At 67.4% G+C, this 21,474-nt stretch carries 22 protein-coding genes and 2 pseudogenes; 12 read left to right on the top strand and 12 right to left on the bottom strand.

Features of this window, described 5'->3' with window-relative positions; translation table 11 throughout:
* Nucleotides 1–5: 5 nt before the first annotated feature.
* The 4 genes from ABZ622_RS08345 to ABZ622_RS08330 form a co-directional block, all read right to left on the bottom strand.
* Nucleotides 6–1,733 carry a SpoIIE family protein phosphatase gene (locus ABZ622_RS08345; protein WP_360541585.1) on the bottom strand — a complete coding sequence of 576 codons (1,728 nt, stop codon included), beginning with the start codon at nt 1,731–1,733 and terminating at the stop codon, nt 6–8.
* Nucleotides 1,734–1,866: 133 nt separating this feature from the next.
* Nucleotides 1,867–2,139, bottom strand: a complete 273-nt coding sequence (locus tag ABZ622_RS08340) for a DUF1876 domain-containing protein (protein ID WP_266914821.1) — start codon at nt 2,137–2,139, stop codon at nt 1,867–1,869.
* Nucleotides 2,140–2,226: 87 nt separating this feature from the next.
* Nucleotides 2,227–3,708 (bottom strand): hypothetical protein, encoded by a 1,482-nt coding sequence (locus tag ABZ622_RS08335; protein WP_360541584.1) that lies wholly within the window; start codon nt 3,706–3,708, stop codon nt 2,227–2,229.
* A gap of 40 nt (nt 3,709–3,748) precedes the next feature.
* Nucleotides 3,749–4,474, bottom strand: a complete 726-nt coding sequence (locus ABZ622_RS08330) for an alpha/beta hydrolase (RefSeq protein WP_360541583.1) — start codon at nt 4,472–4,474, stop codon at nt 3,749–3,751.
* A gap of 96 nt (nt 4,475–4,570) precedes the next feature.
* Here ABZ622_RS08330 and ABZ622_RS08325 point away from each other — a divergent pair, with 96 nt between their 5' ends.
* From ABZ622_RS08325 to ABZ622_RS08315, 3 genes are all read left to right on the top strand, one after another.
* Nucleotides 4,571–5,056 carry a peroxiredoxin gene (locus tag ABZ622_RS08325; protein WP_360541582.1) on the top strand — a complete coding sequence of 162 codons (486 nt, stop codon included), beginning with the start codon at nt 4,571–4,573 and terminating at the stop codon, nt 5,054–5,056.
* Between the two features lie 106 nt (nt 5,057–5,162).
* Nucleotides 5,163–5,672: a hypothetical protein gene (locus tag ABZ622_RS08320; RefSeq protein ID WP_360541581.1), complete on the top strand. Its 510-nt coding sequence runs from the start codon at nt 5,163–5,165 to the stop codon at nt 5,670–5,672.
* A 173-nt stretch (nt 5,673–5,845) separates the two neighbouring features.
* Nucleotides 5,846–7,285 (top strand): SPFH domain-containing protein, encoded by a 1,440-nt coding sequence (locus tag ABZ622_RS08315; RefSeq protein ID WP_360541580.1) that lies wholly within the window; start codon nt 5,846–5,848, stop codon nt 7,283–7,285.
* 77 nt (nt 7,286–7,362) lie between these two features.
* Here the strand turns inward: ABZ622_RS08315 and ABZ622_RS08310 are convergent, their stop codons facing one another.
* The 4 genes from ABZ622_RS08310 to ABZ622_RS08295 all read right to left on the bottom strand — a co-directional run bounded on the left by ABZ622_RS08310 (nt 7,363) and on the right by ABZ622_RS08295 (nt 10,534).
* Nucleotides 7,363–7,758 (bottom strand): nitroreductase/quinone reductase family protein, encoded by a 396-nt coding sequence (locus ABZ622_RS08310; RefSeq protein ID WP_360541579.1) that lies wholly within the window; start codon nt 7,756–7,758, stop codon nt 7,363–7,365.
* A gap of 46 nt (nt 7,759–7,804) precedes the next feature.
* Nucleotides 7,805–8,869, bottom strand: coding sequence for a hypothetical protein (locus ABZ622_RS08305; protein WP_360541653.1), 1,065 nt, complete (start codon nt 8,867–8,869; stop codon nt 7,805–7,807).
* A gap of 264 nt (nt 8,870–9,133) precedes the next feature.
* Entirely contained in the window at nt 9,134–9,961 is an 828-nt protein-coding gene (locus ABZ622_RS08300) for a hypothetical protein (RefSeq protein WP_360541578.1), read from the bottom strand.
* Nucleotides 9,962–10,027: 66 nt separating this feature from the next.
* Entirely contained in the window at nt 10,028–10,534 is a 507-nt protein-coding gene (locus ABZ622_RS08295; RefSeq protein WP_360541577.1) for a SigE family RNA polymerase sigma factor, read from the bottom strand.
* 289 nt (nt 10,535–10,823) lie between these two features.
* Here ABZ622_RS08295 and ABZ622_RS08290 point away from each other — a divergent pair.
* Nucleotides 10,824–10,940 (top strand): annotated as a pseudogene (locus ABZ622_RS08290) (IS5/IS1182 family transposase); the annotation flags it as partial.
* 810 nt (nt 10,941–11,750) lie between these two features.
* Here ABZ622_RS08290 and ABZ622_RS08285 read toward each other — a convergent pair.
* Nucleotides 11,751–12,221 (bottom strand): hypothetical protein, encoded by a 471-nt coding sequence (locus tag ABZ622_RS08285; protein WP_360541576.1) that lies wholly within the window; start codon nt 12,219–12,221, stop codon nt 11,751–11,753.
* Between the two features lie 492 nt (nt 12,222–12,713).
* Here ABZ622_RS08285 and ABZ622_RS08280 point away from each other — a divergent pair, with 492 nt between their 5' ends.
* The 4 genes and pseudogenes from ABZ622_RS08280 to ABZ622_RS08265 all read left to right on the top strand — a co-directional run bounded on the left by ABZ622_RS08280 (nt 12,714) and on the right by ABZ622_RS08265 (nt 14,129).
* Nucleotides 12,714–13,151, top strand: a complete 438-nt coding sequence (locus ABZ622_RS08280; protein ID WP_360541575.1) for a winged helix-turn-helix domain-containing protein — start codon at nt 12,714–12,716, stop codon at nt 13,149–13,151.
* 28 nt (nt 13,152–13,179) lie between these two features.
* Complete coding sequence (locus tag ABZ622_RS08275; RefSeq protein ID WP_360541652.1) at nt 13,180–13,737, top strand: transposase; 558 nt, start codon at nt 13,180–13,182, stop codon at nt 13,735–13,737.
* Between the two features lie 37 nt (nt 13,738–13,774).
* Nucleotides 13,775–13,879 (top strand): annotated as a pseudogene (locus tag ABZ622_RS08270) (IS5/IS1182 family transposase); the annotation flags it as partial.
* Nucleotides 13,880–13,901: 22 nt separating this feature from the next.
* Nucleotides 13,902–14,129 (top strand): hypothetical protein, encoded by a 228-nt coding sequence (locus tag ABZ622_RS08265; protein ID WP_360541574.1) that lies wholly within the window; start codon nt 13,902–13,904, stop codon nt 14,127–14,129.
* 371 nt (nt 14,130–14,500) lie between these two features.
* On the opposite strand, the gene ABZ622_RS08260 is transcribed toward ABZ622_RS08265, so the two are convergent.
* Both ABZ622_RS08260 and ABZ622_RS08255 read right to left on the bottom strand, forming a co-directional pair.
* The gene (locus ABZ622_RS08260) at nt 14,501–15,013 is read right to left on the bottom strand and encodes an RloB family protein (protein ID WP_360541573.1); all 513 of its coding nucleotides are present in this window, start codon (nt 15,011–15,013) and stop codon (nt 14,501–14,503) included.
* Complete coding sequence (locus ABZ622_RS08255) at nt 15,010–16,359, bottom strand: ATP-binding protein (RefSeq protein ID WP_360541572.1); 1,350 nt, start codon at nt 16,357–16,359, stop codon at nt 15,010–15,012. The genes ABZ622_RS08260 and ABZ622_RS08255 overlap by 4 nt, the downstream gene beginning before the upstream one ends.
* Before the next feature lie 299 nt (nt 16,360–16,658).
* On the opposite strand from ABZ622_RS08255, the gene ABZ622_RS08250 reads away from it, so the two are divergent.
* The 3 genes from ABZ622_RS08250 (at nt 16,659) to ABZ622_RS08240 (ending at nt 19,452) form a co-directional block, all read left to right on the top strand.
* A complete protein-coding gene (locus ABZ622_RS08250; protein WP_360541571.1) occupies nt 16,659–17,417 on the top strand; it encodes a GntR family transcriptional regulator in 759 nt (252 codons plus the stop codon).
* 49 nt (nt 17,418–17,466) lie between these two features.
* Nucleotides 17,467–18,726, top strand: a complete 1,260-nt coding sequence (locus ABZ622_RS08245) for an MFS transporter (protein ID WP_360541570.1) — start codon at nt 17,467–17,469, stop codon at nt 18,724–18,726.
* Nucleotides 18,727–18,936: 210 nt separating this feature from the next.
* Entirely contained in the window at nt 18,937–19,452 is a 516-nt protein-coding gene (locus tag ABZ622_RS08240) for a hypothetical protein (RefSeq protein WP_360541569.1), read from the top strand.
* A gap of 19 nt (nt 19,453–19,471) precedes the next feature.
* Here ABZ622_RS08240 and ABZ622_RS08235 read toward each other — a convergent pair whose 3' ends face one another.
* Nucleotides 19,472–20,122, bottom strand: coding sequence for a helix-turn-helix domain-containing protein (locus tag ABZ622_RS08235; protein WP_360541568.1), 651 nt, complete (start codon nt 20,120–20,122; stop codon nt 19,472–19,474).
* Nucleotides 20,123–20,231: 109 nt separating this feature from the next.
* Here ABZ622_RS08235 and ABZ622_RS08230 point away from each other — a divergent pair, with 109 nt between their 5' ends.
* Nucleotides 20,232–21,422, top strand: a complete 1,191-nt coding sequence (locus ABZ622_RS08230) for a CoA transferase (protein ID WP_360541567.1) — start codon at nt 20,232–20,234, stop codon at nt 21,420–21,422.
* The last annotated feature ends 52 nt before the right edge of the window (nt 21,423–21,474 follow it).

Below are 21,474 nucleotides of genomic sequence, written 5' to 3'. Positions count from 1 at the left end.
TCGGATCAGGTCGGATCCGGGGCGGTGCCGGGCGAGTCCTCCCACGCGGGCCGGGTGCGGGAGGCCAGCACCGCGATGTCGTCCTCGGCACCCGGCCCGAACCGTTCGAGGACGTCGTCCAGCAGCTGCTCCAGGCTGCCGCCGGCCGGCATCGCCAGTTCCCTGAGCCGGTCGACCGAGACATCGATGTCCTCGCCGCGGCGCTCGACCAGCCCGTCCGTGTACAGGAACAGCACCGTGCCCGGATCGAACTCCACCAGCGTCGTCCGGTACCCGCCGAACCCGGTGCCGAGCGGCGGCCCCACCGACATCTCGTCGCACACCCGGGCACCCTCCCGGGGATCGATCAGCACCGGCGGCAGATGCCCGGCGCTGGCCACCTCGCACGCGCCGCCGAACCGGTCGACGACGGCCAGCAGACAGGTGGCCGCCCGGTCCAGCCCGGACCGTTCGACCATCCGGTCCAGCTGTTCCAGGATGCGGTGCGGCGGCAGCTCGTCGTCGGCGAGCAGCCGCAGCAGGGAGCGGTAGTGGCTCATGGCGACCGCCGCCTCCACCCCGTGCCCCATCACATCGCCCATCGCCTTGAGATGCCGCCCGTCCCGCAGCGGAATGACGTCGAACCAGTCGCCGCCGACCATCACGCTCCGGTCGGCCGGCAGATAGCGGGTGGCGATCTCGATGTGCGGGTGCGGCGGGCGCGGCTCGGACAGCAGGGAGCGCTGGAGCTCCAGGGCGATGGTGTGCTCGTGGGCGTACCGGCGGGCGTGGTCGAGATCGACGGCGGCCCGGCCGGCGAGCTCCCGGGCGATCACCACGTCCTCGTCCGTGAAGACCGGTGAGTCGCCCGCCCGGATCAGCCCGAGGATGCCGAGCGGCCCGCTGCGCACGGTGACGGGCACGATGACCGCCGAGTGCATCCCGAGGGCCCGGTAGGCGGCGAGCCGCTCCGGACCGGGAGCGGAACGGACGAGCTGCTCGTCGGTGGTGAGGTTCTCCACCACCGGCTGGTTGACCGCCAGACAGCGCTGTACGGCGGCGCCCTCCTGGTAGTCGATGTACTCACCGGTCAGCCCGAAGCCCGCCAGCTCGTCGTGGAGCGCGGGCACCGCCCGCAGCGCCGCCCGCCGCAGCCGCAGCACCCCGGGCGGTGCGGGCCGGACCGGCGGGGCGACGTCGGGCGGGAACACCTCGACGGTGGCGAGGTCCGCCAGCCCCGGCACGACGAGATCGACCAGTTCGGCGCAGGTGGTGTCCATGTCGAGCGTGGTGCCGATCCGGGCGGCCGCGGTGTCGAGCAGGTTCAGACGGCGCCGGGCCTGCTCCAGCTCGCGCTGCCCCTTGTCCGAGGGCATGATCTCCAGCACTATCCCGGCCACGCCGACGACCCGCCCGCCGATCTCCAGCCGGTGGTACGCGCCGTGCCAGTACCGCCGGACCGTGGCGGCCGCGGCGGTGAATCCGCTGGAGGTGATCTCGCGGGACTTCCCGTCGGCGAGCACCGCCCGCAGCATGTCCTCGCGCGCGTCGACCCCGGGCAGCACCTCGGAGACGGTGCGTCCCAGGTGCTCGGCGGCCGGGATTCCGTTGAGCCGTTCGAGAGCCCGGTTGACGTAGAGGAAGCGCAGCCCGGTGTCGAGCACGCCCACCCCGGCCATGGTGCCGTCGACCAGCGCGGCCAGAGCGCGGGGGTCGAACGGCACGGGGCCGTCGGCGTACGTATCGGCCTGCACGTCAACCTCCTGGGCGGGCACGGACCACCCGCTGCCCGGCCCTCAATCGTCGGCCGCCCGCCCCCGCCGCGCATCCGCAGACCGGGCCGGCCACCGCCGTGCGGGCCGGGTCGCGTACGCCCCGGCCGCCGCGTCAGGTGAGCGGGTGCGAGGTCCGGCCGGAAACCTCGTCGATCTCGTCGTGCGCCTTCGTCAGCATCTTCATCGCCAGTTCGTTGAGCGCTCTGGCTCCCGCGATCTCCTCTCCCACCCTCGGCTGGTCCTTGTCGGAGGGGTGGCGGCTCGCATATCCATGGGCGCGCACCTCGGTCCCGTCCGGAAGCCGGACCAGGGCGGCCGCGCGGGTGCGATGAGTGTCCTCATCGAATTCCAGTTCGACATGCCACCCGACGGTTGTCATCACCATGACGATCACCTCCCTACCAGGGTGCGCCCGTTCCCCCACCCCTGCACCACGGCACCGCGCCCGGCCACGCCGACGACCCGCCCGTTGTCACGCCACGAGATTGGGGTCGTATCCGAGCCGCACCAGAGCATTGCGGAATGCCGTGTTGAGGTTGGCGCGGTGGATGGCGTCGATGAACGCGCTGTGCCCGAAAGCGGTGTTCGCGTCATGACCCCTGATGGCGAGGACGAGCTTCTTCCCGTCCTCGGCGTTGCCGAGCAGCGTGAGCAGGGTCCGGAAGCCGGTCGACGCGTTCTTGGCATCCTGGTCGATCGTCCCGGCCGCCTTGTTCTCGTTCGACAGCTCCCCGCCGGGCCGCTTCCGCTTCTTCGTCTCGATACTCATCACCTGCCGGTACAGCTCGGCCAGGCTCAGCCGTTGCGGAAGGACGTTCACGACGATGCTCGACGCGGGAAGCTGCGCCGGCGCCGCTCCGGCGGGAGTGGTGGTGGCGGTGGGCTGGTCGGCGAGATCCTGCGGCTCGGGCTGGTACATGTACGACGAGAGCGACGGGACACCGCCGACCGACAGAAGCCCGGTGTTCGTCACGGCGGCGGTCTCGATGAAGCCGCCCAGGGTCCCCGAATTCTGCCGACGCAGGCCGGGGACACCGGAGTCGGTGGCCGTCGCGTGGGCGTTCGGGTCCACCACGCCGTTCATGGCGTCGGCCTGCGTACCGTGCAGGTTCCTGAAGTGCGCGCCCTTGGTGAGGGTCAGCGTGGGCAGGTCCGCGCCGGTGGGCTCCACCACCATTCCCACCCATCGCGTCGGCACCCACCGCTGGAACGAGACGGTCTCCGCGTACAGGAGGTCGGCCAGGGTCCGGGTGGGGTCGGCCGGCACCGGCGTCCTCGCCAGCGCGTCGTGGACCGGGCCGGGGATGACGCCCGCCGCCACCAGTTGCCGTCCCGTCCGCCGGTACGTGTCCGAGGAGTAGCTCACCTCGACCCGGTAGCGGAACGGCTGCCCGGTACGCACCAGCTCCTCGGCAATTCTCTCCCAGTCCCGCATCAGCCCCTGGTTGAAGTTCTTGTTCTCCTGGGGCGCGATGTTGCCGTGCACGTCCGCGTCCCGCGCCTCCATCAGGGTGTGCTCGACCAGATGCCCGCCGTCGTAGGTGTTACCCAGGTTCTGCCGCCCGAAGATGGCCCGCTCCATGACGCCGAAGTGGCCGTACGGCCCGATCACACCGTTGTCCCGGTTGCTGCCGTCCGCCTTGTGGTGGGACGCCGGGTCGATCTCGGCCGTGACCTCTCCGGCCCGGTGGAAGCCGCTCCTGTAGTCCGCGGCCCTGACCAGACCCAGCGCGGCGAAGAAGTACTGCTCCGGCAGCCGGACTTCCTGGAAGTACTTCTCGAACGCGGTGTGCAGGCTGTCCACGGGCAGCGGAGCGTCCGTCTCTCTGGGCGTGATGCTGCTGAAGCGCGACTTGCGCTGGATCACCGGCGCCCCGCCGTCGCCGCTCGCCGGAACGGCCCGCTGTACGGGCGCACCGCCCTGCCGGGCGGGCAGCGTCCGGCGGGTGCGCACGGCGCCGCCCCAGGTGCGCGGGCAGCGCAGCGGCGCCCCGTCACACCTCCAGCCGGTCCAGGTCGAGAGTGCCGTCCACCGCCGGGGCGTCCGGCGGCAGCGCGAGCGCGGCCCCGACCGGCCCGGGGAGCGGGCCCAGCCCCAGCAGCCCGGCGACGATCCGGGCCGTCAGCGCGTGCCACTGCCCGGCGCGCCGGAGCATCGCGTGGTCACTGCGCCGGATCGCGACCAGACAGGTGCGGGCACCGGCCGGCCGGGCGCGGGCGGTGAGGCGCTGGGAGGCGCGGGGGCTGGTGATCCGGTCGCGGGTGCTGTGCAGCAGGACGACATCGCGGCCCGCCAGCTGGTCGACCGGGTCGTCGGCCGGGCACCACGGTGCGAGGCCGACCAGCCCGCGCACCAGCGGATGACCGGCCGCGCGGAGGGCGGCGCGGGCCCCCATCGAGTGGCCGACCAGGACCACCGGGACGTCCCCGGCCTCGCGGCGCAGCGCCTCCAGGGCGCGTACGGCGTCGTGCAGCGGGTCCTCGCGGGGGCCGTTCCAGCCGCGGTGGCCGTAGCGGGCGGTACGTACGAGAACGCCTCCGTCCGCGCCCCCCGTGGCCCCCGCGATGGACCGGGCGAACGGAAGCATCCGTACGGCGGGCAGATTCAGCGGACCGGGCGGCGGCGCGGCCAGGCCCGTCTCCGCCCCGCCGTGCAGCAGAAGCACCGCCGCGGAAGGGCCCACGGCGAAAGGGCCCGCGGTGGACGGCGGTCGTGCCATGCGTACCTCCTGGTGCGGGGAGCCGGACCCGTACCGAGCATGCTGTACGGAACACGCACGGAAAACCCGGCAGCACCGGACCACGGAGGAAACGACATGGCATCGTCACCGCAACTCGGCCTGATCGCACCGGACTTCACCCTCCCGGGCGGTGTGCTCATCGGCGAGGAGTTCGAGCGCCGCGACCACACCCTCTCCGAGGCGCGCGGACGTTCCGTGGTCCTCGCGTTCTACCCGGGCGACAACACGTCGGTCTGCACCAAGCAGCTCTGCTCCTACTCCTCGGGCCTGGAGGCCTTCGAGGAGCTCGACGCGGAGGTCTGGGGAATCAGTCCACAGGGTGTGGACAGTCACGAGTCGTTCGCCCGCACCCACGGCCTGCGGATGCCGCTGCTCGCGGACACCGACCGGGCGACCGCCCGCGCGTACGGGGTCGCGGCACCCGGGATCGGGGTGCGCCGCGCGGTGTTCCTCATCGGGCCCGACGGAGTGCTGCGCTGGAAGCACGTCGCGCTGCTGGGCGCCACGTTCCAGTCGGCGGCGACACTGACCGAGCAGCTCTCCGGCATCAAGAACGCGTAAAAGATTGCCGGAACCCGGCAGTGCCTGTCGGCCGGTACGTATGGGATCATCCAGCCAGTTCGACGGAAATGCTCGGGGGATTTCGAAAATCGGGGAGGGTGACCGGATGACTTTGTTTCTCGGTCTCGGCATTGCGGGAATCGTTCTGCTCGTACTGTCCCTGATCTTCGACGGAGTCCTCGAAGGGCTCTTCGGGGGCGTACTGGACGGCCTGTTCGACGGCCTCCTGTCCCTCCCGGTCATCGCCGGGTTCCTCTCGATGCTCGGCTTCGGCGGAGCGATCGTGCTCGGCACCACCGGCGCCGGCACGGTCGTCGCGACCGCCGCCGGAGTGCTGGCCGGGCTCGTCGCGGCCTGGCTGACCTGGAAGCTCAGCCGGGCCCTGATGCGGGACCAGACCAGCGTCACACCGCGCAGCGACGATCTCGTGGGCACCTCCGGGTCGGTCGTCACGGCCATCCCGGCCGACGGCTACGGAGAGGTCCTGCTGCAACTCGCGGGCCAGCACGTGAAGCTGGCGGCGAAGAGCGCGGCGCCGGTCGCACGCGGCACCGAGATCTGGGTGGAGGCCGCGCTGTCGTCCACCTCGGTCGCGGTCCGACCCGTAGAACGCTGAGTCCGACCCGTCGAGCGCCGAGTCCGGCCGTCGAGCGCCGATCACCGCCCTGACCGATCCACCGTGCCGCACCGCTCCGCACCGCACCCGCACCTCGCGGCGCACCGCGGCACCGCGGCACACTGCCCGAAACCTAGCTGCCGTCCCCGCAGGGAGGCAGGGGGGACACCCTTATGAGCCCAGTCGTGACCGCAGTCGCCGGAGTCGTCGTACTCGTGGTGCTGCTCGCCCTCGTCGTCATCACCCGCTACAAGGTCGCCGGGCCCAGCGAGGCGTTCATCATCACCGGCCGCCGCGGCAAGAAGTCCACCGACCCGGTGACCGGCCGCACCAGCATCGACAACAGCGGCCAGAAGGTCGTGGTCGGCGGCGGCGTCTTCGTCGTCCCGTTCGTCCAGCAGAAGTTCACCCTGGACCTCTCCAGCCGGCACATCCCGATCGCGGTGCGCGGCGCCGTCACCCTGCGCGGTGTGAAGTCCAACCTGGAAGGCGTCGCGATCGTCAAGGTCGGCGGCAGCGAGGAAGCGATCCGGGCCGCGGCCCAGCGGTTCCTCCAGCAGCAGGACGGCATCGTCGGCTTCACCCAGGAAGTGCTCTCCGGCGCGCTGCGCGCCATCGTCGGCCGGATGTCGGTCGAGGACATCATCCGTGACCGGGCCGCGTTCGCCGGCCAGGTCGCGGAGGAGGCCGAAGCCAGCCTCTCCGGCCAGGGCCTGATCCTGGACGCCTTCCAGATCCAGGACATCACCACCGAGGGCTCCTACCTGGAGGACCTCGGCCGGCCGGAGGCCGCCCGCGCCAAGCAGGAGGCGGACATCGCCGAGGCGATCGCCAAGCGGGCCTCCGAGCAGGCCCGGCTGAAGGCCGCCGAGGAGATCGCCATCGCCGAGCGGACCTTCTACCTCAAGCAGGCGGAGATCAAGGCCGAGACCGAGGCCGCAGCGGCCAAGGCCAACGCGGCGGGCCCGCTCGCCGAGGCAGCACGCCAGCAGGAAGTCCTGGAGGAGCAGGAGAAGGTCGCCCAGCGCCAGGCCGCACTGACCGACCGCGAGCTCGACACCAAGGTCCGCAAGCCCGCCGACGCCGCCCGCTACCAGGCCGAGCAGGAGGCCGAGGCCCGCCGGATCGCCCAGGTCAAGGAGGCCGAGGCGGACGCCGAGCGCTCCCGCCTGACCGGTCAGGGCGAGAAGCTGCACCGCTCGGCACTGGCCGACGCCGTACGCATCGAGGGCGAGGCGGAGGCCGCGGCCATCGCGGCGAAGGGCGCCGCCGAGGCCGAGGCCATGCAGAAGAAGGCGGACGCCTTCGACCGGTACGGCGACGCGGCCGTGCTCCAGATGCTGGTCGAGGTGCTGCCGCAGGTCGTCGCCAAGGCGTCCGAGCCGCTGAGCGCCATCGACAAGATGACCGTGATCTCGACGGACGGCGCGAGCCAGCTGTCGCGTACGGTCACCGACAACGTCGCACAGGGCATGGAACTCCTCAGCTCCACCACGGGAGTCGACATCGCCGCCCTGCTGAAGAACCTCAAGGGCTCGGGCCCCAGGGCCAAGACCCCGGACCGGCCGGAGACCGCCGCCGCGCCGAACGGCAAGATCGAGATCACCGACTGATCCGGCGGACCTGCTCCCGTACGTGCCCGGGTGGTGTGCAACCGCCCGGGCACACCCATGTCCGGCCCCGCTCCGCCTCAGTCCGCGAGATCCACCCGCACGGTCAGCAGATTCGTACCCACCGCCCGCACGACGGCGCTGTTGTAGCGCGGCAGCGTCCTGAGCCGGGCACGGGCGTCGTCCTCGGGCAACGGGTGCGCGATCCCGTCGTACCAGCGGCCCGCGACGCGGACCCGGACCCGCGGATCGGCCAGGATGTTGCGGACGTACTGCGACTTGTCCCCGAACTCCGAGACCAGCCAGAACTCCTGGCCCACGCGCCGCCCGCCGACCGGGGTGCGGCGCGGCCGGCCGGAGGTCCGGCCCGTCGTCTCCAGCAGGATCTGTCCCGGGCTGCGTCTGGCGAGCGGATTGACGACGTGCCGCTGGAGCGACGTGACCGCCTTGAACCTCAGATCCCGAAAGCCCGCCATAGCGTGCCCCTTTCACCGGTAGCCGCTGACGACTGTGCCCGCGATCCTAGGACCCTGTCGCCGCATCACGGACGCCGTCGGAAGCGGGCGCGGCGGCGAGATCCGCAGCTGAACCCGCTTCCACCCCTCGCTCCCGCCCCTGCTCGCCCTCAATGATCCCCGCGATCCGCTCCCGCCACGGCAGCGGATCGGGTCCGTTCTCCACCTCGACCCGCCGGGCCGCCCAGTAGGCCCGGTTCTCCTCCCGGGCACACGGCCCGCACAGGGCCTCGTCCCCGACAGGACGGAAGACGTGCTCCTCGCCCTCCCCCTCACAGGCCACGAACTCCCGTACGGGCGACGGCGCGACGGATGGCGCGGGGGCAGCTATCGGCGCCGGAAGCTTCTGCACGAGCCGGTGACGCAGAAACCCGACGGCGGACCGTACGCCGTCCTTGGGCAGCTCACTGGTCAGCACCCGCCGCAGATCCGCAGCACTCACCCCGCGCCGAATCCACTCGGCAGCGGCCCCGGCCAGCCCCCGCGCCTCCCGCACCCCGAGATGCAACTGCGGATTCGCATGCCGCAACGAGAGCAACACCCGTTCCCCCTCCCCGACTTCGGAAGCTTCGGCCTGCTCGGCCTGCTCGGCCTCCTCTGCCTCCTCTGCCGCTTCGGAGGGTGGGCGGGAGTAGTTCTCCCCAAGTTCTTCATCTACCGGTTCACAGCCACCGGCCATCCGGCCTCCCGGCCCACCGACCGCCGGATCCTGCGTACCCGGACGGTCGGCGACTGCCCCCACCCGAGACTCCCGCACCGCCCTGGCTTCGTCGGCCGTGAGGGAAACATTGGCGAAGAGCTGGTCGGTCACCCAGAACCCGCGCTCCCCCTGCCGCTTCCACTCATGCACGAACCCGTTCGCGATCAGCTGCCCCTTGGCCTTCTGGTAGGCCCGGCCGGTGATCCCGAACTTCTTCGCGTGCTCACTGAGCGCCTTGTCGGCGTGGCGTTCGGGAAGCCCCTGCACGTACAGGAGAAGCATCTTCGCGTCACTGTTCAAACGCGGATGGCGCACGACATCGTGCGAAGCCTTCGTGTAGCGCCGAGAGGGCGCGATAGCATGCCAGAGCATCCCGGTGGACCCTTTTTCCACTCGCGGTGAAGGCCCTCGGTGCGGTGCTCGTAACACCCCCGGGGGCCGCTCCATGCACAGGGGCGCACGGAGCGTGATGACGCGATCACGGTACCGCATGAAATCGACCCCCTGCGCCACAAACGGAAATCCCCGCCCCAACCCGTCCGGGCGACCCAAAACAACCCGCTCCAGGGCGACTTGCCCCTTCCCGGCAAGCCGCCCGCGAGCCACTGACCGTGCCACTCCGAGCAAAGCAACGGGTCAGCCGACGGCGCCGAGGATCGGGGCCCAGGCGGGACCGGTGAGCGCGGCCACCGCTTGCTTCTGGGAGAGCGGAGGGGCGTCACGGGTCGGCTTCGGAGTGTTTCCGTCACTGAAATCGCCGGCGGTGTTCCACTGCACCATCTGAAGCTGGGCGCCGGTCGACTTCAGGGTCACCGTCGTCGTCCAGCGGTGCGCGATCTCGGATTCGGGGACGGAGTCGGCACCCATCGGCTGCCTTTCCGCGATCTTCTCCGACACCACCAGGGCGCCGCCGGGAAGCGCGGCGCTGCTCGGCAGCTCGCTCAGCTCGCAGGTGTCACCGGCGTCAGCGCGCCCGGCCATGTTGTCGCAGTTCAGCCCGTCGCCGTCCCTGAGCGGCAATTTGAGCCGCAGGGCCGAGACACCGATGCCGGCGGCGCCGCGACCGTCGTTGACGTCCACTTCGCCGTTGGCGACCCATCCGCCGTTCGGATTCGAGGGGTCGTTGCTCTGCCCGTGTTCCTGGCCGAACCGGCTCCCGGGAAACGTCTTCTTCACGGCGTCGATCATCTGGGTGCCGGTGATCGCGGAACGGGGCATCGCCAGCGCCACCGTTTCCATGTCGGATCCTGCGGAGCGAGCCCCGGCGAGCACGCCGGGAAGCACCAGGCCGGCTGCCGCGATCGCGGCGCAGGCACCGACCCCGGCGACGGCACCGGCGCCGCGCCGACGACGGCTGCGGCTCCGACCGCGCTCGACGGCCCGGTCCGTGAGCGTGGTGAGATCGGGTTCGAGGGAGTCGGTCGTGCGGTCCAGGGCGTGTGCGAGGTCTGCTTCGAACGGCATGCTGGCGTCACCTTCTCTGTCTCTGACGGGGGTTCTGCGACGGGTTCGACCGGTGTGCACCGTTGTTCAGTGCGGGACCAGGTCGGACAGGCTGTCGCCGAGCAACGCACGCACCTTGTTGAGTGCCCGGGTGCCCCGGGAGCGGACCGCGCTGCTGCTCAGCTTGAGCATCCCGGCGGTCTCCTCGATGCTGCGGTCCTCCCAGTAGCGCAGCAGCAGCACCGCCCGGTCCCGGGGCGGGAGTTGACCGAGCGCGTCCAGCAGGGTGAGCCGCAGCGCGGCGTCCGGGCCGGCCGCCGCACTGTCGGGCATGTTCCCGGTGGGGCGCTCTCCGGTGCTGCGCCGACGCCGCAGCGTGAGGGAAGTACGGACCAGGACCGTCTGGGCGTAGGCCGCCGGGCTGTCCGCCCTGGCCACCCGCTTCCAGTGCACGTACACCCGGCTGAGGGTCTCCTGGACCAGGTCCTCGGCAAGATGCGTGTCACCGGCCGCGAGGACGTACGCCGACCGGTACAGCGCCTTCGCCCTCTCGGCCACGAACTCCAGGTACTGATCCTCCTGCGCTGATTTCACTCGGCCCCCGCCTGCTCTCTTCTTCCGCGATCCCCGTGCATACCCCTTTGACTACGTGGGACGGCAGGATGTCGCGCGGCAGGAGCACCTTCTTCTCCACCGCATCGTCGTGCCGCGCCACAACCGGAAGTTGCCTGTTCTGACCTGGTCGATGCCGGAATCCGTCTCCTGTCGCGACGCTGCCTCACTCTGCTGCCCCGCTCGTAGCCGGGCCTCATGCAGTGCGAGAAGGCGACGGAGATCACTGGTGGTCATGACCTGCGCGAGACGGCCGGCGGTGGTCGCGCGCCTGGACTGGTCCCGTTGCGTGGTCGACCCCTCCCACGTCAGGGCGCTGTGGAGGGGGCACTGCGCGGGCCCCTCACCGGTCGACCGGGGCCGGGCCGGCTCGAAACACCACGTCATTTCGCCGACCGCGGCTACGACCACGACGTCTACCGAACCTCGACCAGCTCGCCGCCGCCGTGAAGCGCAGCCTCAAGAAGACCCAGTACCGACCGCACCTCATCGACGGCTGCCTCATAGGCACCGGCCTGACCTTGACCAGCTGACACGATCAGGCCGACATCACACATTCAAGTTCAGTAACCAGGTCACACAGCTCCGCCCAAATCTCTACTCGGCCAGATGGATTCGGCCCCAGACGCACAATTCCACCCCCTCCCGCCCAGAGCGGAAGGGGGTGAGGGGATGGCCCAAGAATGCCGTTGACGTGAAATTTGCCGAGAGGAGGGCCATCAATATTCGACAGTAGCGTAATCCTTGTCGACCATTCGCCTCTCTGGTAATTTCCAGCGCGTCACAAAGGTCAAAATCGTTCTCTAGTCGAGATCCGGGCAGCACTGAGAAACGGGAGCCCACGCACGAACAGGGTTTAGGGCTCGGGCAAGCAGTGGGCATTCGTCAAGCATGTTGGGTCCCGCAATGCCGCCGCATTGTTCGCGCTAACACGGGCAAGCCGGGTCCAGCCCTCCGGCAACAGGGAAGCCGTGGTACTGCGGCATGGTTGGTCGCTCAGGCATGTCAACTCCTCAACCAACAAATAGAGAGAGGTTCATCGGGTTGGACGACACTCTACCCTGAACGATGAAATAAAGATCTTAACTTCGCCCAAAAAGGGCAGACGGTGCCACCGTGCGATACGTGCGAACCCATGTGTAATGCTCTTTGGGGCCGCCTGGGGCCGAATCTGAATTCAGACCCGGCCCCGATCGAGTCAGGGGCAAATCACGGGGTTGCAATTAACCTTATGGGGCCAATAGGCGCACGCACCCCAAGTTCTGAACTTGAGCTTATTCTTCTCGTTCTTCACTATTCGATGGGCGACTTTTGCGTTGTCCTTTGCGTTGAATTTATCCTCCCCCTTCTTGCTCCATTTCCTCCAGTCGCCAATGCTGATTTGGAATATTCCGTAGTAGGAGGTGTATCGCGTCTTTTTGAACGCCTTCGGGTTGAGATTGGACTCGCAAATGGCTACGTTGATCGCCTGGGTTTCAAAGCTTTTCTCGAATACGTCTCGAATTGCCTTCTTTACGCTGGCCTTGCTCTGCGCTTGCACGGACTGGATCGCCTGGGTGCTTGCGCACGCCTTGGCCTCGGGGGGCGGGGCGGCGCTGGCCGTGGAGACGGAAAGAGATAGAGCCGTGGCGGTGAGAGCCGCCCCTGATACCCAAAGGGATTTTCTCATAATGCTCCTCGATTTCGGTGGTGGTAGATGCTATCAAGGCTCGCATTCATCGGGCTGCGGGGTGCGTATTTTTTGGCTTGTTGTTGATGTGCCAATGTGGATTTTCGGGTTAAGGGGTTGATTTCGCGTGCGAGTGGCGCGCCTGCGTGTCGTATTTGCCCTATTTTGCATCTGTGGAATCACTGACTCCTTTCAAATTTGAATTCGAGTTCAAGGAATCGGTTCATTCACAGTTTGGCTGGTTTCAGGCGACCGCCCCGCGTCTTGGAGTGAGTGCAAGCAGGCGTTTGCCGTTTACAGTTGTGAGTCGTTCGGATCTCCGGTGCATCGCAGTTGCTGCGAGTGCGCGCTCCTGAAGAGGGGGCTACTGGGGCGGAGAAACTGGGGCGCTGCTGAACTTGATTGGGTGATGTCGGGCCGTTCGCCTGACATCGGCTGGGTCGGGTCGGTAGCTGCGGGGTGTGAGATACGCGCAGGGCGGCGGTTTGACCGATGCCAAGAGGGCGGCGGATCCGGCTGGAAGCGGTCGGTCGCTTCGAGAGCGGCGCGAAGAACCGGGAGATCGCGGCCGCGCTGCGGGTGAGCGAGCGGTCGGTGGAGCGCTGGCGCCGTCAGTGGCGCGAGCGAGGTGAAGAGGGTGTCCGGTCGAAGGGATCGCCAGGGCGTCCGAGGCTTTCGGCAGACCAAATTGCCAGACTGGAGCGGGAGTTGGAGCGCGGTCCGCTCGCCCATGGCTGGGCTGACCAGCGGTGGACACTGGCCCGGGTGAAGACTCTGATCGGACGCTTGTTCCACGTCGGCTACACGGTGGAGGGGACATGGCGGCTGGTGAAGCGCCATGGCTGGTCGTGGCAGCAGCCGGCCCGCGGGCGATCGAACGTGACGACGGAGCTGTGGAGTTGTGGAAGAAGGAGGTGTGGCCGCAGGTAAAAGTACGACGGCGGCCCGCGGGGCCTGGATCGTCTATGAGGACGAGGCCAGCCAGTCGCTGAGGCCGCCACGCGCGAGGTCCTGGGGCCGCATCGGCCAGACGCCGGTCGCCCGCGTCCGGGGCAGGGGTTCAGGACGGGTTTCGATGGCGGGAATGGTCTGTTTCCGACGCGGAGACCGGTCGAGGCTGATCTACAGCTTTCGCGTCCACTGGGGCCGCAAGGGCGAACCCAAGGGATTCACCTGGCAGGACTACCGCGACCTCATCGTGCGGGCGCACAACCAGCTCAAAGGCCCCATCGTCCTGGTCTGGGACAACCTGCGCACCCATCTCATGCCGCAGATGAAGGACTTCATCGCTGCGAACGAGGACTGGCTGACCGTCTTCCACATCCCGTCCTACGCACCCGACCTCAACCCACAGGAAGGCATCTGGTCCCTGGTGAAACGGGCGATCGGCAACCTCGCCGCCGCAAACCTCGACCAGCTCACCGCCGCCGTGAAGCGCAGCCTCAAGAAGACCCAGTACCGACCGCACCTCATCGACGGCTGCCTCATAGGCACCGGCCTGACCTTGACCAGCTGACACGATCAGGCCGACATCACACATTCAAGTTCAGTAGCGCCGCTTACGCATCCGCTGGGAACGAAAAGCCGACGTCCACAAAGCGTTCCTCAAACTCGCCTGCTGCCTCATCACTCACCGACAGATTCGCTTCCTGTGTTAGCTGTTGTCAGTAGGCTGCAGGTATGACTGAGCTGGCGGCCGGCAGGCCCGGGCCGCGCAAGCCGCGAGAGTTGCACGATGTCCACGAGTTCCTGGACCAGGTGCGGCTCCGCCCGGGAATGTGGGTTCGCCGCGGCTCTCTTCAGCATCTGGACTCCATGCTTGTCGGCTACGCAGTGGCCTGCGAGATCCACGACAGCGATGAGAGTTTCGACTTCTGGAACAGCGGCCCCTTCTCACAGTGGTTGTGAAAGCGGATGAACATGGCGTACCCCAGCAACCTGGGCTGGGCTGTCGAAATCGAACGGGCAGCTGAGTCGGCGGGTACGCCACCGATGGAGATGTTCTTCTCCCTCTTGGACGAGTTCCGCGCCGAGCGAGGTAGACCGCAGAGCACGCAGGAGAGGTAGCACTCCCCTCCCGGCAGGCGGCGCCCCTCACTCCCTGCCGAACGCACAACTCGCTCCTCGGTTGCTCATACCAGGAGTCATCCGCCTCATTCTGTTAGCCGCTGCAAGACTTCTTGCCATGTGCGTCGAGCAAAGCAGAGATCAGATCCGGGACTGAACTATGTGGATTTGGCGGTGCGTGCTTCATCTTGACCTTCTCGCACCTGGAGGCATTATCCATGGCTTTCCGGTATGCCTCGTAGGGAAATCCACTCGGCATATCTTTTCCGGAGAAGCCATTTTTTTCGCAACAGTTTAGAAAGTGTGCTCGCGTTCACCCATGACGTGCGGTTCTCGAAATGCCATAGTAGCCAAATTTCAAAGCACGGCGAGCTGACAGCCGTTTCGATGCCCGCGCGGCCCGCTTCGATACATGCCCTCTCAAGACTGGCGTGTTCGTCCACATCAACCACACACCAGACTGCGTCGAAGGGGTCTCCGCTCTTCCCTTCGAGATCTCGAAGTCTTATCGCTTCGTTTACCACACTCAAAGGATCACGACCGACTCCGACCGGTTTGATACTGACCACCCGGACGGCTTTTGCTTTTATTAATGCGGAAAACTTTTCGAAATACTGCGGCTCCGTGTTGACGCCTTCAGCTGCGACGAGAATCTTCGCGTGCTCGATTCTCCTGTTCTTCGACTTTGAAATTCGTTGGGGTCCCCGTAATTGGCGACGGCTCATGCTTGCTTCTCCATCTGCAGCGAGGCAAGCAGCTCTTCCCAGGCGAGTGTGGGGACCGCTCCGTATCTTCCGCCGAGATACCGGCGCTCCACGTTATGGTCCTTCTTGACGGGAAAATCCGTCAGGGGATACAGCTCCGTGACTCCAGCTGGCGATTTTTCGGCAAACCACATCTCCTCCCTGTCCAGGCCATCGCCCGAGAGGTGCCCCATCAGTGAAGTGTCGTGCGAAGTGAATACAAGCTGAGCCCCGAGCGGGTTGATCTCGGGGGACTTGAACATGGCGATGAGTGCTGATGCAAGCCTTGGGTGCAAGCTGGAGTCGAGCTCGTCCACGAGTAGCACCCCGCCGTACCTGATCTCGCGCAGTGCAGGCAGCGCAAGAGAAAGCCATGCGACCGTACCGCTACTCTCGTCGCTCAGGTCCAGGTTATGAGAGTCGTCACCGCCGGATGATCCTCGATGCCAAAAACTGATCACCTTCCTTTGCTCTTCCAGGAAGTCGGCGAAGAACTTTTCTTCATCATCCCCATCCTCCAGGACGACCTTCATTGCCCTGCGCATGTTCGACTGAGTCTTCTCGTCGATCTCAATTTCTTCCAGAGAGAGGCGTTGAATCCCCAGGTCGGCGAAACGCAGCAACGTCTGAGCCTGCCCCAGAGCCTCCTCTTCTTCAATCCACTTCTTCACCGACCTGATTCTGCTCTGTTTGTAGTATTCGGAGAATGCGGCATAATGCAAATGCCTGGTCAGGTAGTGGTAAATCCCTTTCAATTGCACATGATTGGCCATGCTCGCCGTGGAGAGGTACAGGTTACGGGCTCCCATCAGGCGGGAAATCCGAACGTTCTCACCCTTTAGATTCCTACTGAAAGTCAAGTCTTCCGGGTTCGGCCCACTCCTCTCAAAAAGGGTACGGCGTCGCCCCTCTGGAAACGAATAGAGCCACTCGGAAGCGATCCCCTTGGAGCTGCTTTCGAATCCGTATGCGTGACGCGTCCCCTCGACCGTGAAGTCGAATTCGTAAGCAGAGGTTTCCTTTTTTGAGTCCTCGTCAAGCAGGAAAGGGGCGTGGGGAAAAAAGTCCCGATCGCTCCATGCGGCGGAACGGTTAATGGCTTTCGCGGCGAAATCCATTGCGTCCAGCAGTGTGGTTTTGCCTGACGCATTCGGTCCGAAGAGGCCGATGACACGGTTCGTCACCGAGCCCCAGTCACCGCCCTTGGGGCGCATCCCTTCGAAGCGTGACTTGGTGAGCACGAGTTCAGTGGTGTCACGAATGGACTTGTGGTTGGTGACGCGGAACCTCAGAAGCATGGCTACCTCGCTGGCCGGATGCAGTTTCACCCTGTTGCAGGACGTTATCCGTCCAGATCGCTCCTCAAACCGTACGCCTCGCATACCTGCACCGCTAGCTTGATCGTTGGCCCGTGCAGCGAGGCGCTCTCGAACTCGGTGACGGATGCCCGGCGCGACTCCGCGCCGGGGCTCGAAATCGGGATCACCGGCACGATGCCGTGGGCCTCCGCAGGCGCATGAGCGCCGATCGTATTTCTACTCCAGCAGCTTTCCCCGGGTGCAGTAACTTGCCAACGCCCCCTGGGAACAGCCAGCTGCCGCAGAGCAGAACAACCGGAGGACCGTGCATGCCCCGAGAAGCTCCGTACCTCGCAGTAGCCGACGTCCTGCGCACGCGGATTCTCGCGGGAGAGTGGCAGATCGGCGAGCGCCTGCCGTCCCGGGCACGGCTCTCCGAGGAGTACGGGGTTGGGCGCAACGTCATGCAGAGGGCCATGGACCGTTTGATCACCGACGGTCTCCTCGAAGGACGCGCCGGCTCGGGCACCTACGTCCGTACCCCGCGCGAGCGCCTGCGGCTGGTCCGCTCGCGGCACCGGGATCGCGGGTTCGGTTCCTCCCCCGGCCCCGGGGCAAGGCAACCGGGCAGCGCCGACGCCTGGGATTCACACAGCAAGGTGCGCGTCCCTGCCCCTGAAGAAGTCGCCGTGCGGCTCGGCATCAGGCCTGGAGGCCTTTGCGTCAACACGCATTACGAGTTCCTCGCCGACGGGCAACCGGTCCAGCTCTCCGATTCCTGGGAGCCGATGGCCATCACGGACGGAACGCCGATCGTGCTGCCCGAGATGGGACCCCTGGCGGGAAAAGGGGTGGTCGAGCGCATGCGGTCCATCGGCGTGGTCATCTCGACCGTTGTGGAGGTTCCGCGCCCCGCTCGTGCCACCCAGGCACAGGCGAACCTGCTGGGGATCAGCGTGGGGGACCTCGTGCTCCAGATCGAGCGCACCATCTACGCCACCGACGGACGCCCGGTGGAGACCGCCGACATGGTCATCCCGGATATGCGTCGGGAAGTGGTCTACGAGTTCGGAGTCGACCACCCGTAGCCCTTGAAATCGGTAGCGCGCCTTTCACTTCCGAGAGCAGAGGACAGAAATGTCAAAAACCTCCCGGCTCGGACTCCTGAGAGATCGGGATTTCGGGCGTTTGTTTGCTGCCACCGCGCTCGGGCAACTGGGCGACCGCATCATCTTTCTGGCGTTGCCTCTGGTTGCCGTCGTGGCATTGAATGCTGACGAATTCCAGGTCGGGTTATTGGCCGCGATGACCACCGCAGGCTCGCTCCTGGTCGGTCTGCCGGCGGGCGCGTGGGTGGACCGCATGCGAAAGCGATCGGTAATGATCAGCACTGATCTGGTTCGCGCGCTGGCCCTCGTGACGATACCTGTCGCGTGGTGGGCCGGACTGCTCACCATCTGGTGGCTCTGCACAGTCGCCCTGCTTCATGGAGTGCTGACCGTCTTCTTCGATGTCGCGTACGTCAGCTATCTCCCGCACCTGGTGGGCCGCAGCAACCTCGTGGAAGGCAACTCAAAGCTTTCGGCAATACGTTCGGTGACCAGTATCAGCGGGCCGACGGTGGCGGGACCGCTGATCGGCCTGGTCGGAGCTCCTGCGACGCTCTTGGTGAGTTCGGCCGGGATGGCTCTGTCGGGGCTGCTCGCAATCACTATCCGCAGACGCGAACCAAAGCCGGAGCGGAGTGTTAATCCTCAGCTGTGGCAGGAGATCAAGGATGGACTCGGGTTCGTCCTCAAGCACCCCGCCCTGCGCTCAATCATGCTGGGGGATGCGATATTCAACCTTTTCCTGGTCATGTATCAAACCATGCTGCTGATCTTCCTGGAGCGGGAGATGGGTCTCCAGCCCTTCGCCATCGGCCTCATTCTGTCCGGGATGGGGTGTGGTGCCCTGCTCGGAGCACTGGCGGCAACCACGATCTCGAAGTGGATCGGACAGGGGCCGGTCATCTGGCTCGCGACGCTGTTCACCTGCCCGTTGACCGCCCTCATGCCATTGGCGCGACCGGGCTGGAGCCTGTATGCGGCCGCGGTCGGACTTGCGGCTCTTTCACTGGGTGGAGTCGTTCGCGTCGTCTCTCAATCGAGCTTCCAGCAGAGCCTGACACCGGATCGGCTTCTTGGCCGGATGAGCGCGACAACCCGATTCGTGTCCTGGGGTGGCATTCCTGTGGGCGGGCTCTTGGGTGGAGCCTCGGGCTCTGTGTTCGGAGCAACAACCACCTTGTGGATCGGTGCAGGCGGTATGACGCTGAGCTTCCTCCCCAACTTCCTGTCACCGCTCCGAACGATGCGCAGACTGCCCGGGGAAAAGGCTCCCGAGTTCGCGCGCTGAGGCTTCACAAGCGGCCGACAAGCAAGTGCTCACGTATCGCCTGCAGAACCAAGGGGCTCCGCCCGGGCACGAAGTCCGTGCGGTCCAGAGGGATGACGGCGGCTGATCGCCTGGTGATCGGGGTCGCGGATGCCGAACCGGATGGACAGGCGGGTCCGGCACAGATGCGATGCTTGTTCGATTCGCCGGGGGCGGAGGGAATGGGGAGCCGTGAGCGCGCAACTGAGGGACATCGCCGGAGAGTTGGCGAAGCTGTTGTGGCGGGAACACACCGTGTACCGGGAACGGTCCGGCGGTGTGGTCATCCGGGGTGAGCATGTACGGCGGTGGATCAGCCTCGCTCCGACCGGCGGCCGGGACGAGACCCTCGTACGCGTAGGGCGCATTCTGGACGGCGGCACCACCGCTCCGGCGCGCCTGGAGGCCGTGGTGCCCCTCTCCGCCGGCACGGGCGTGCTCGCCGAGACCTGCCGCCGCCTGCTCTCCGAGGCGGCTGCCGATGTGGCGCCGGTCGCGCCGGGACGGTCGGCGTCCGGGCGGTCCAAGGGGTCCGAGCGGGCCGGGCGGGCCGGGCGGGCCGGGCGGTCCAGGGGATCCAAGCGGGCCGGCCAGGCCGCGCGGCCCAAAGGCCGTGGGAGACATACCAGTTTCAGCTCATGGGTGATCCTCGTCTGCGTCGCCGGTGTGATCGCCCTGTACGTCTACACCGTCGCGACGCGCGGCTGACCAGTCCCACGGGGACACATCAGCCGGCTTGACCGGCGTCCCTGCCGGTGTCCGGCGTCTGTCCGGCGATACCGGCGACCATCCGGGCGTACACGCGTTCCGCCCGTTCGTCGAGCTCGGCGAGCGGGATCCCGGTGTCCCGTGCGTAGACCTCCCGGAAGATGACATAGCCCATCTGTGCCGCGGCCGTCATCACGTGCGCCGCGACCGTGTCCGCGTCGGCGGGCAGTGCGCCCTGCTCCTGGTCCCGGGCCAGGCTACGCCTGGTCTGAGCGAAGCGGGGCAGCGCGCTGAAGTCCTCGTCGCCGTCCAGGGCCAGGAGTGCCTCCAGCTTGACGAGTTCGGGCTCGGTGAGCCGGTGGCGGAACATGGCCGCCCGCCGCTCGGTGAACGCTAGCTCCCAGTGCCCCTCCCGGTCGGCGGTCTGGTGCTCCACCAGGTCGGCGACCGATGCCCGCAGCAGTGCCTGCCGAGTGCCGAAGTACTGGTAGATCTGGCCGTGGTTGACGCCGGCTTCGGTGGCGATCTCCCGCAGGTTGACCCCGGCGAGCACACCGTCCCGCTGGAGCAGCCGGCGCGCCGCGTCGAGGAGATCGGCCTCGGTCTCCTGGCGACTGCGACGCCTTCGGCGCGTCCTGCCGGTCTCGCTCACCTTCGGCTCCCCGTCCATCGACTTTCCCTTCCCAGGGTCTTGCCCACGTGCGGTGGCCAGCCTATGGTCCCGCTAACAACGTTTCGTTAATAACGAAATGTTACTACGGTTCGAAGGGCAGCACCCCATGGCGACACTTCCTCTGGAGGGCATCCGTGTCCTCGACCTCTCCACCGTCCTGGCGGCGCCGGTCACCGCCACCTTCCTGGGCGACTTCGGAGCCGAGGTGGTCAAGGTCGAGGAGCCCGGACGCGGCGACTTCACCCGTGGAACGCCGACAGGCGCCCGCTCCCCGTACTGGGCGCAGGAGGCCCGGAACAAGAAGTCCGTGACGCTCGACCTGCGTACGGAGCGCGGCCGGAGCCTGGTGCGCGATCTCGTCCCGCACTTCGACGTGGTGATCACCAACTACCGGCCGCCGACCCTGGCGAAGTGGGGGCTGGACCCGGACTCCCTGCGCGCCCTCGCGCCGGACGCGATCCTCGTGTACGTCACCGGTTACGGCCTGACGGGCCCCTACCGGGACCGGGGGTCGTTCGACCGCATCGCCAGCGCCTTCGCCGGGCTCACCCATGTGACCGGTGACCCCGACCGGCCGCCGGTCCGCAGCGGGTACTCGACCATCGACTACATGGCGGCCTATCTCGGGGCCTTCTCCGTCGTGACGGCGCTCTACCACCGGGACACGGCGGGCGGGGGCGGACAGGTGGTGGACCTGGCGCTGTACGAGGCGGGCTTCCGCGCCTCCGAGGACGCGCTCGCCTCGTACGCGACCACCGGCCAGGTCCGTGAGCGCCTCGGCAACCGCAACCCGAAGATCGTGCCGGCCAGCGACTTCACGACCTCCGACGGGCGGCGCCTCTCCCTCCACGCGGGCACCGACCCGCTCTTTCGCAGGCTCGCGGCGCTCATGGGCACCCCGGAAATCGCCGACGCCCCCGAGTACGCCACCCGCGCCGCCCGCGCCGAGAACGCCGACCCCCTGTACGCGGCCATAGCCGACTGGGTCGCCGCGTACACCGCCGACGACCTGGCCGAGCGGCTCAACGAGGCCGGCATCCCCGCCTCGCCCCTGATGAACATCGCCGACATCGCCGCCGACCCGCACTACCGCGAGCGCGGCACTCTCGTCACCGTCCAGGACCCCGAGTTCGGCGAACTTCCCATGGCGGCACCTGTCCCGCACCTGTCCGAGACCCCCGGCAGCATCCGCACCACCGGTCCCGCGCTCGGCGAGCACAACGCCGAGGTCTATCAGGGGCTGCTGGGCATCGACGCGGAGCAGCTCGCCTCTCTGCGGGGCGACGGCGTCATCTGACCCCGCGCTTCCCGCGCACCGCCGCCCCGGCATCCGAACCCGGAGCCCCCGG

Origin of the sequence: Streptomyces sp. NPDC007164 (genome assembly GCF_040634135.1) — a bacterium.
Taxonomy (GTDB): Bacteria; Actinomycetota; Actinomycetes; order Streptomycetales; family Streptomycetaceae; genus Streptomyces; species Streptomyces sanglieri.
This window is presented reverse-complemented; position numbering and strand designations above follow the sequence as displayed.

Excerpts from the sequence above, each read along its gene's own strand:
- ABZ622_RS08340 (WP_266914821.1), bottom strand. The coding sequence starts at position 2,139 with ATGGTGATGACAACCGTCGGGTGGCATGTCGAACTGGAATTCGATGAG.
- ABZ622_RS08330 (WP_360541583.1), bottom strand. The coding sequence starts at position 4,474 with ATGGCACGACCGCCGTCCACCGCGGGCCCTTTCGCCGTGGGCCCTTCC.
- ABZ622_RS08325 (WP_360541582.1), top strand. The coding sequence starts at position 4,571 with ATGGCATCGTCACCGCAACTCGGCCTGATCGCACCGGACTTCACCCTC.
- ABZ622_RS08320 (WP_360541581.1), top strand. The coding sequence starts at position 5,163 with ATGACTTTGTTTCTCGGTCTCGGCATTGCGGGAATCGTTCTGCTCGTA.
- ABZ622_RS08315 (WP_360541580.1), top strand. The coding sequence starts at position 5,846 with ATGAGCCCAGTCGTGACCGCAGTCGCCGGAGTCGTCGTACTCGTGGTG.
- ABZ622_RS08310 (WP_360541579.1), bottom strand. The coding sequence starts at position 7,758 with ATGGCGGGCTTTCGGGATCTGAGGTTCAAGGCGGTCACGTCGCTCCAG.
- ABZ622_RS08305 (WP_360541653.1), bottom strand. The coding sequence starts at position 8,869 with ATGCTCTGGCATGCTATCGCGCCCTCTCGGCGCTACACGAAGGCTTCG.
- ABZ622_RS08300 (WP_360541578.1), bottom strand. The coding sequence starts at position 9,961 with ATGCCGTTCGAAGCAGACCTCGCACACGCCCTGGACCGCACGACCGAC.
- ABZ622_RS08285 (WP_360541576.1), bottom strand. The coding sequence starts at position 12,221 with ATGAGAAAATCCCTTTGGGTATCAGGGGCGGCTCTCACCGCCACGGCT.
- ABZ622_RS08280 (WP_360541575.1), top strand. The coding sequence starts at position 12,714 with ATGCCAAGAGGGCGGCGGATCCGGCTGGAAGCGGTCGGTCGCTTCGAG.
- ABZ622_RS08265 (WP_360541574.1), top strand. The coding sequence starts at position 13,902 with ATGACTGAGCTGGCGGCCGGCAGGCCCGGGCCGCGCAAGCCGCGAGAG.
- ABZ622_RS08260 (WP_360541573.1), bottom strand. The coding sequence starts at position 15,013 with ATGAGCCGTCGCCAATTACGGGGACCCCAACGAATTTCAAAGTCGAAG.
- ABZ622_RS08250 (WP_360541571.1), top strand. The coding sequence starts at position 16,659 with ATGCCCCGAGAAGCTCCGTACCTCGCAGTAGCCGACGTCCTGCGCACG.
- ABZ622_RS08245 (WP_360541570.1), top strand. The coding sequence starts at position 17,467 with ATGTCAAAAACCTCCCGGCTCGGACTCCTGAGAGATCGGGATTTCGGG.
- ABZ622_RS08235 (WP_360541568.1), bottom strand. The coding sequence starts at position 20,122 with ATGGACGGGGAGCCGAAGGTGAGCGAGACCGGCAGGACGCGCCGAAGG.
- ABZ622_RS08230 (WP_360541567.1), top strand. The coding sequence starts at position 20,232 with ATGGCGACACTTCCTCTGGAGGGCATCCGTGTCCTCGACCTCTCCACC.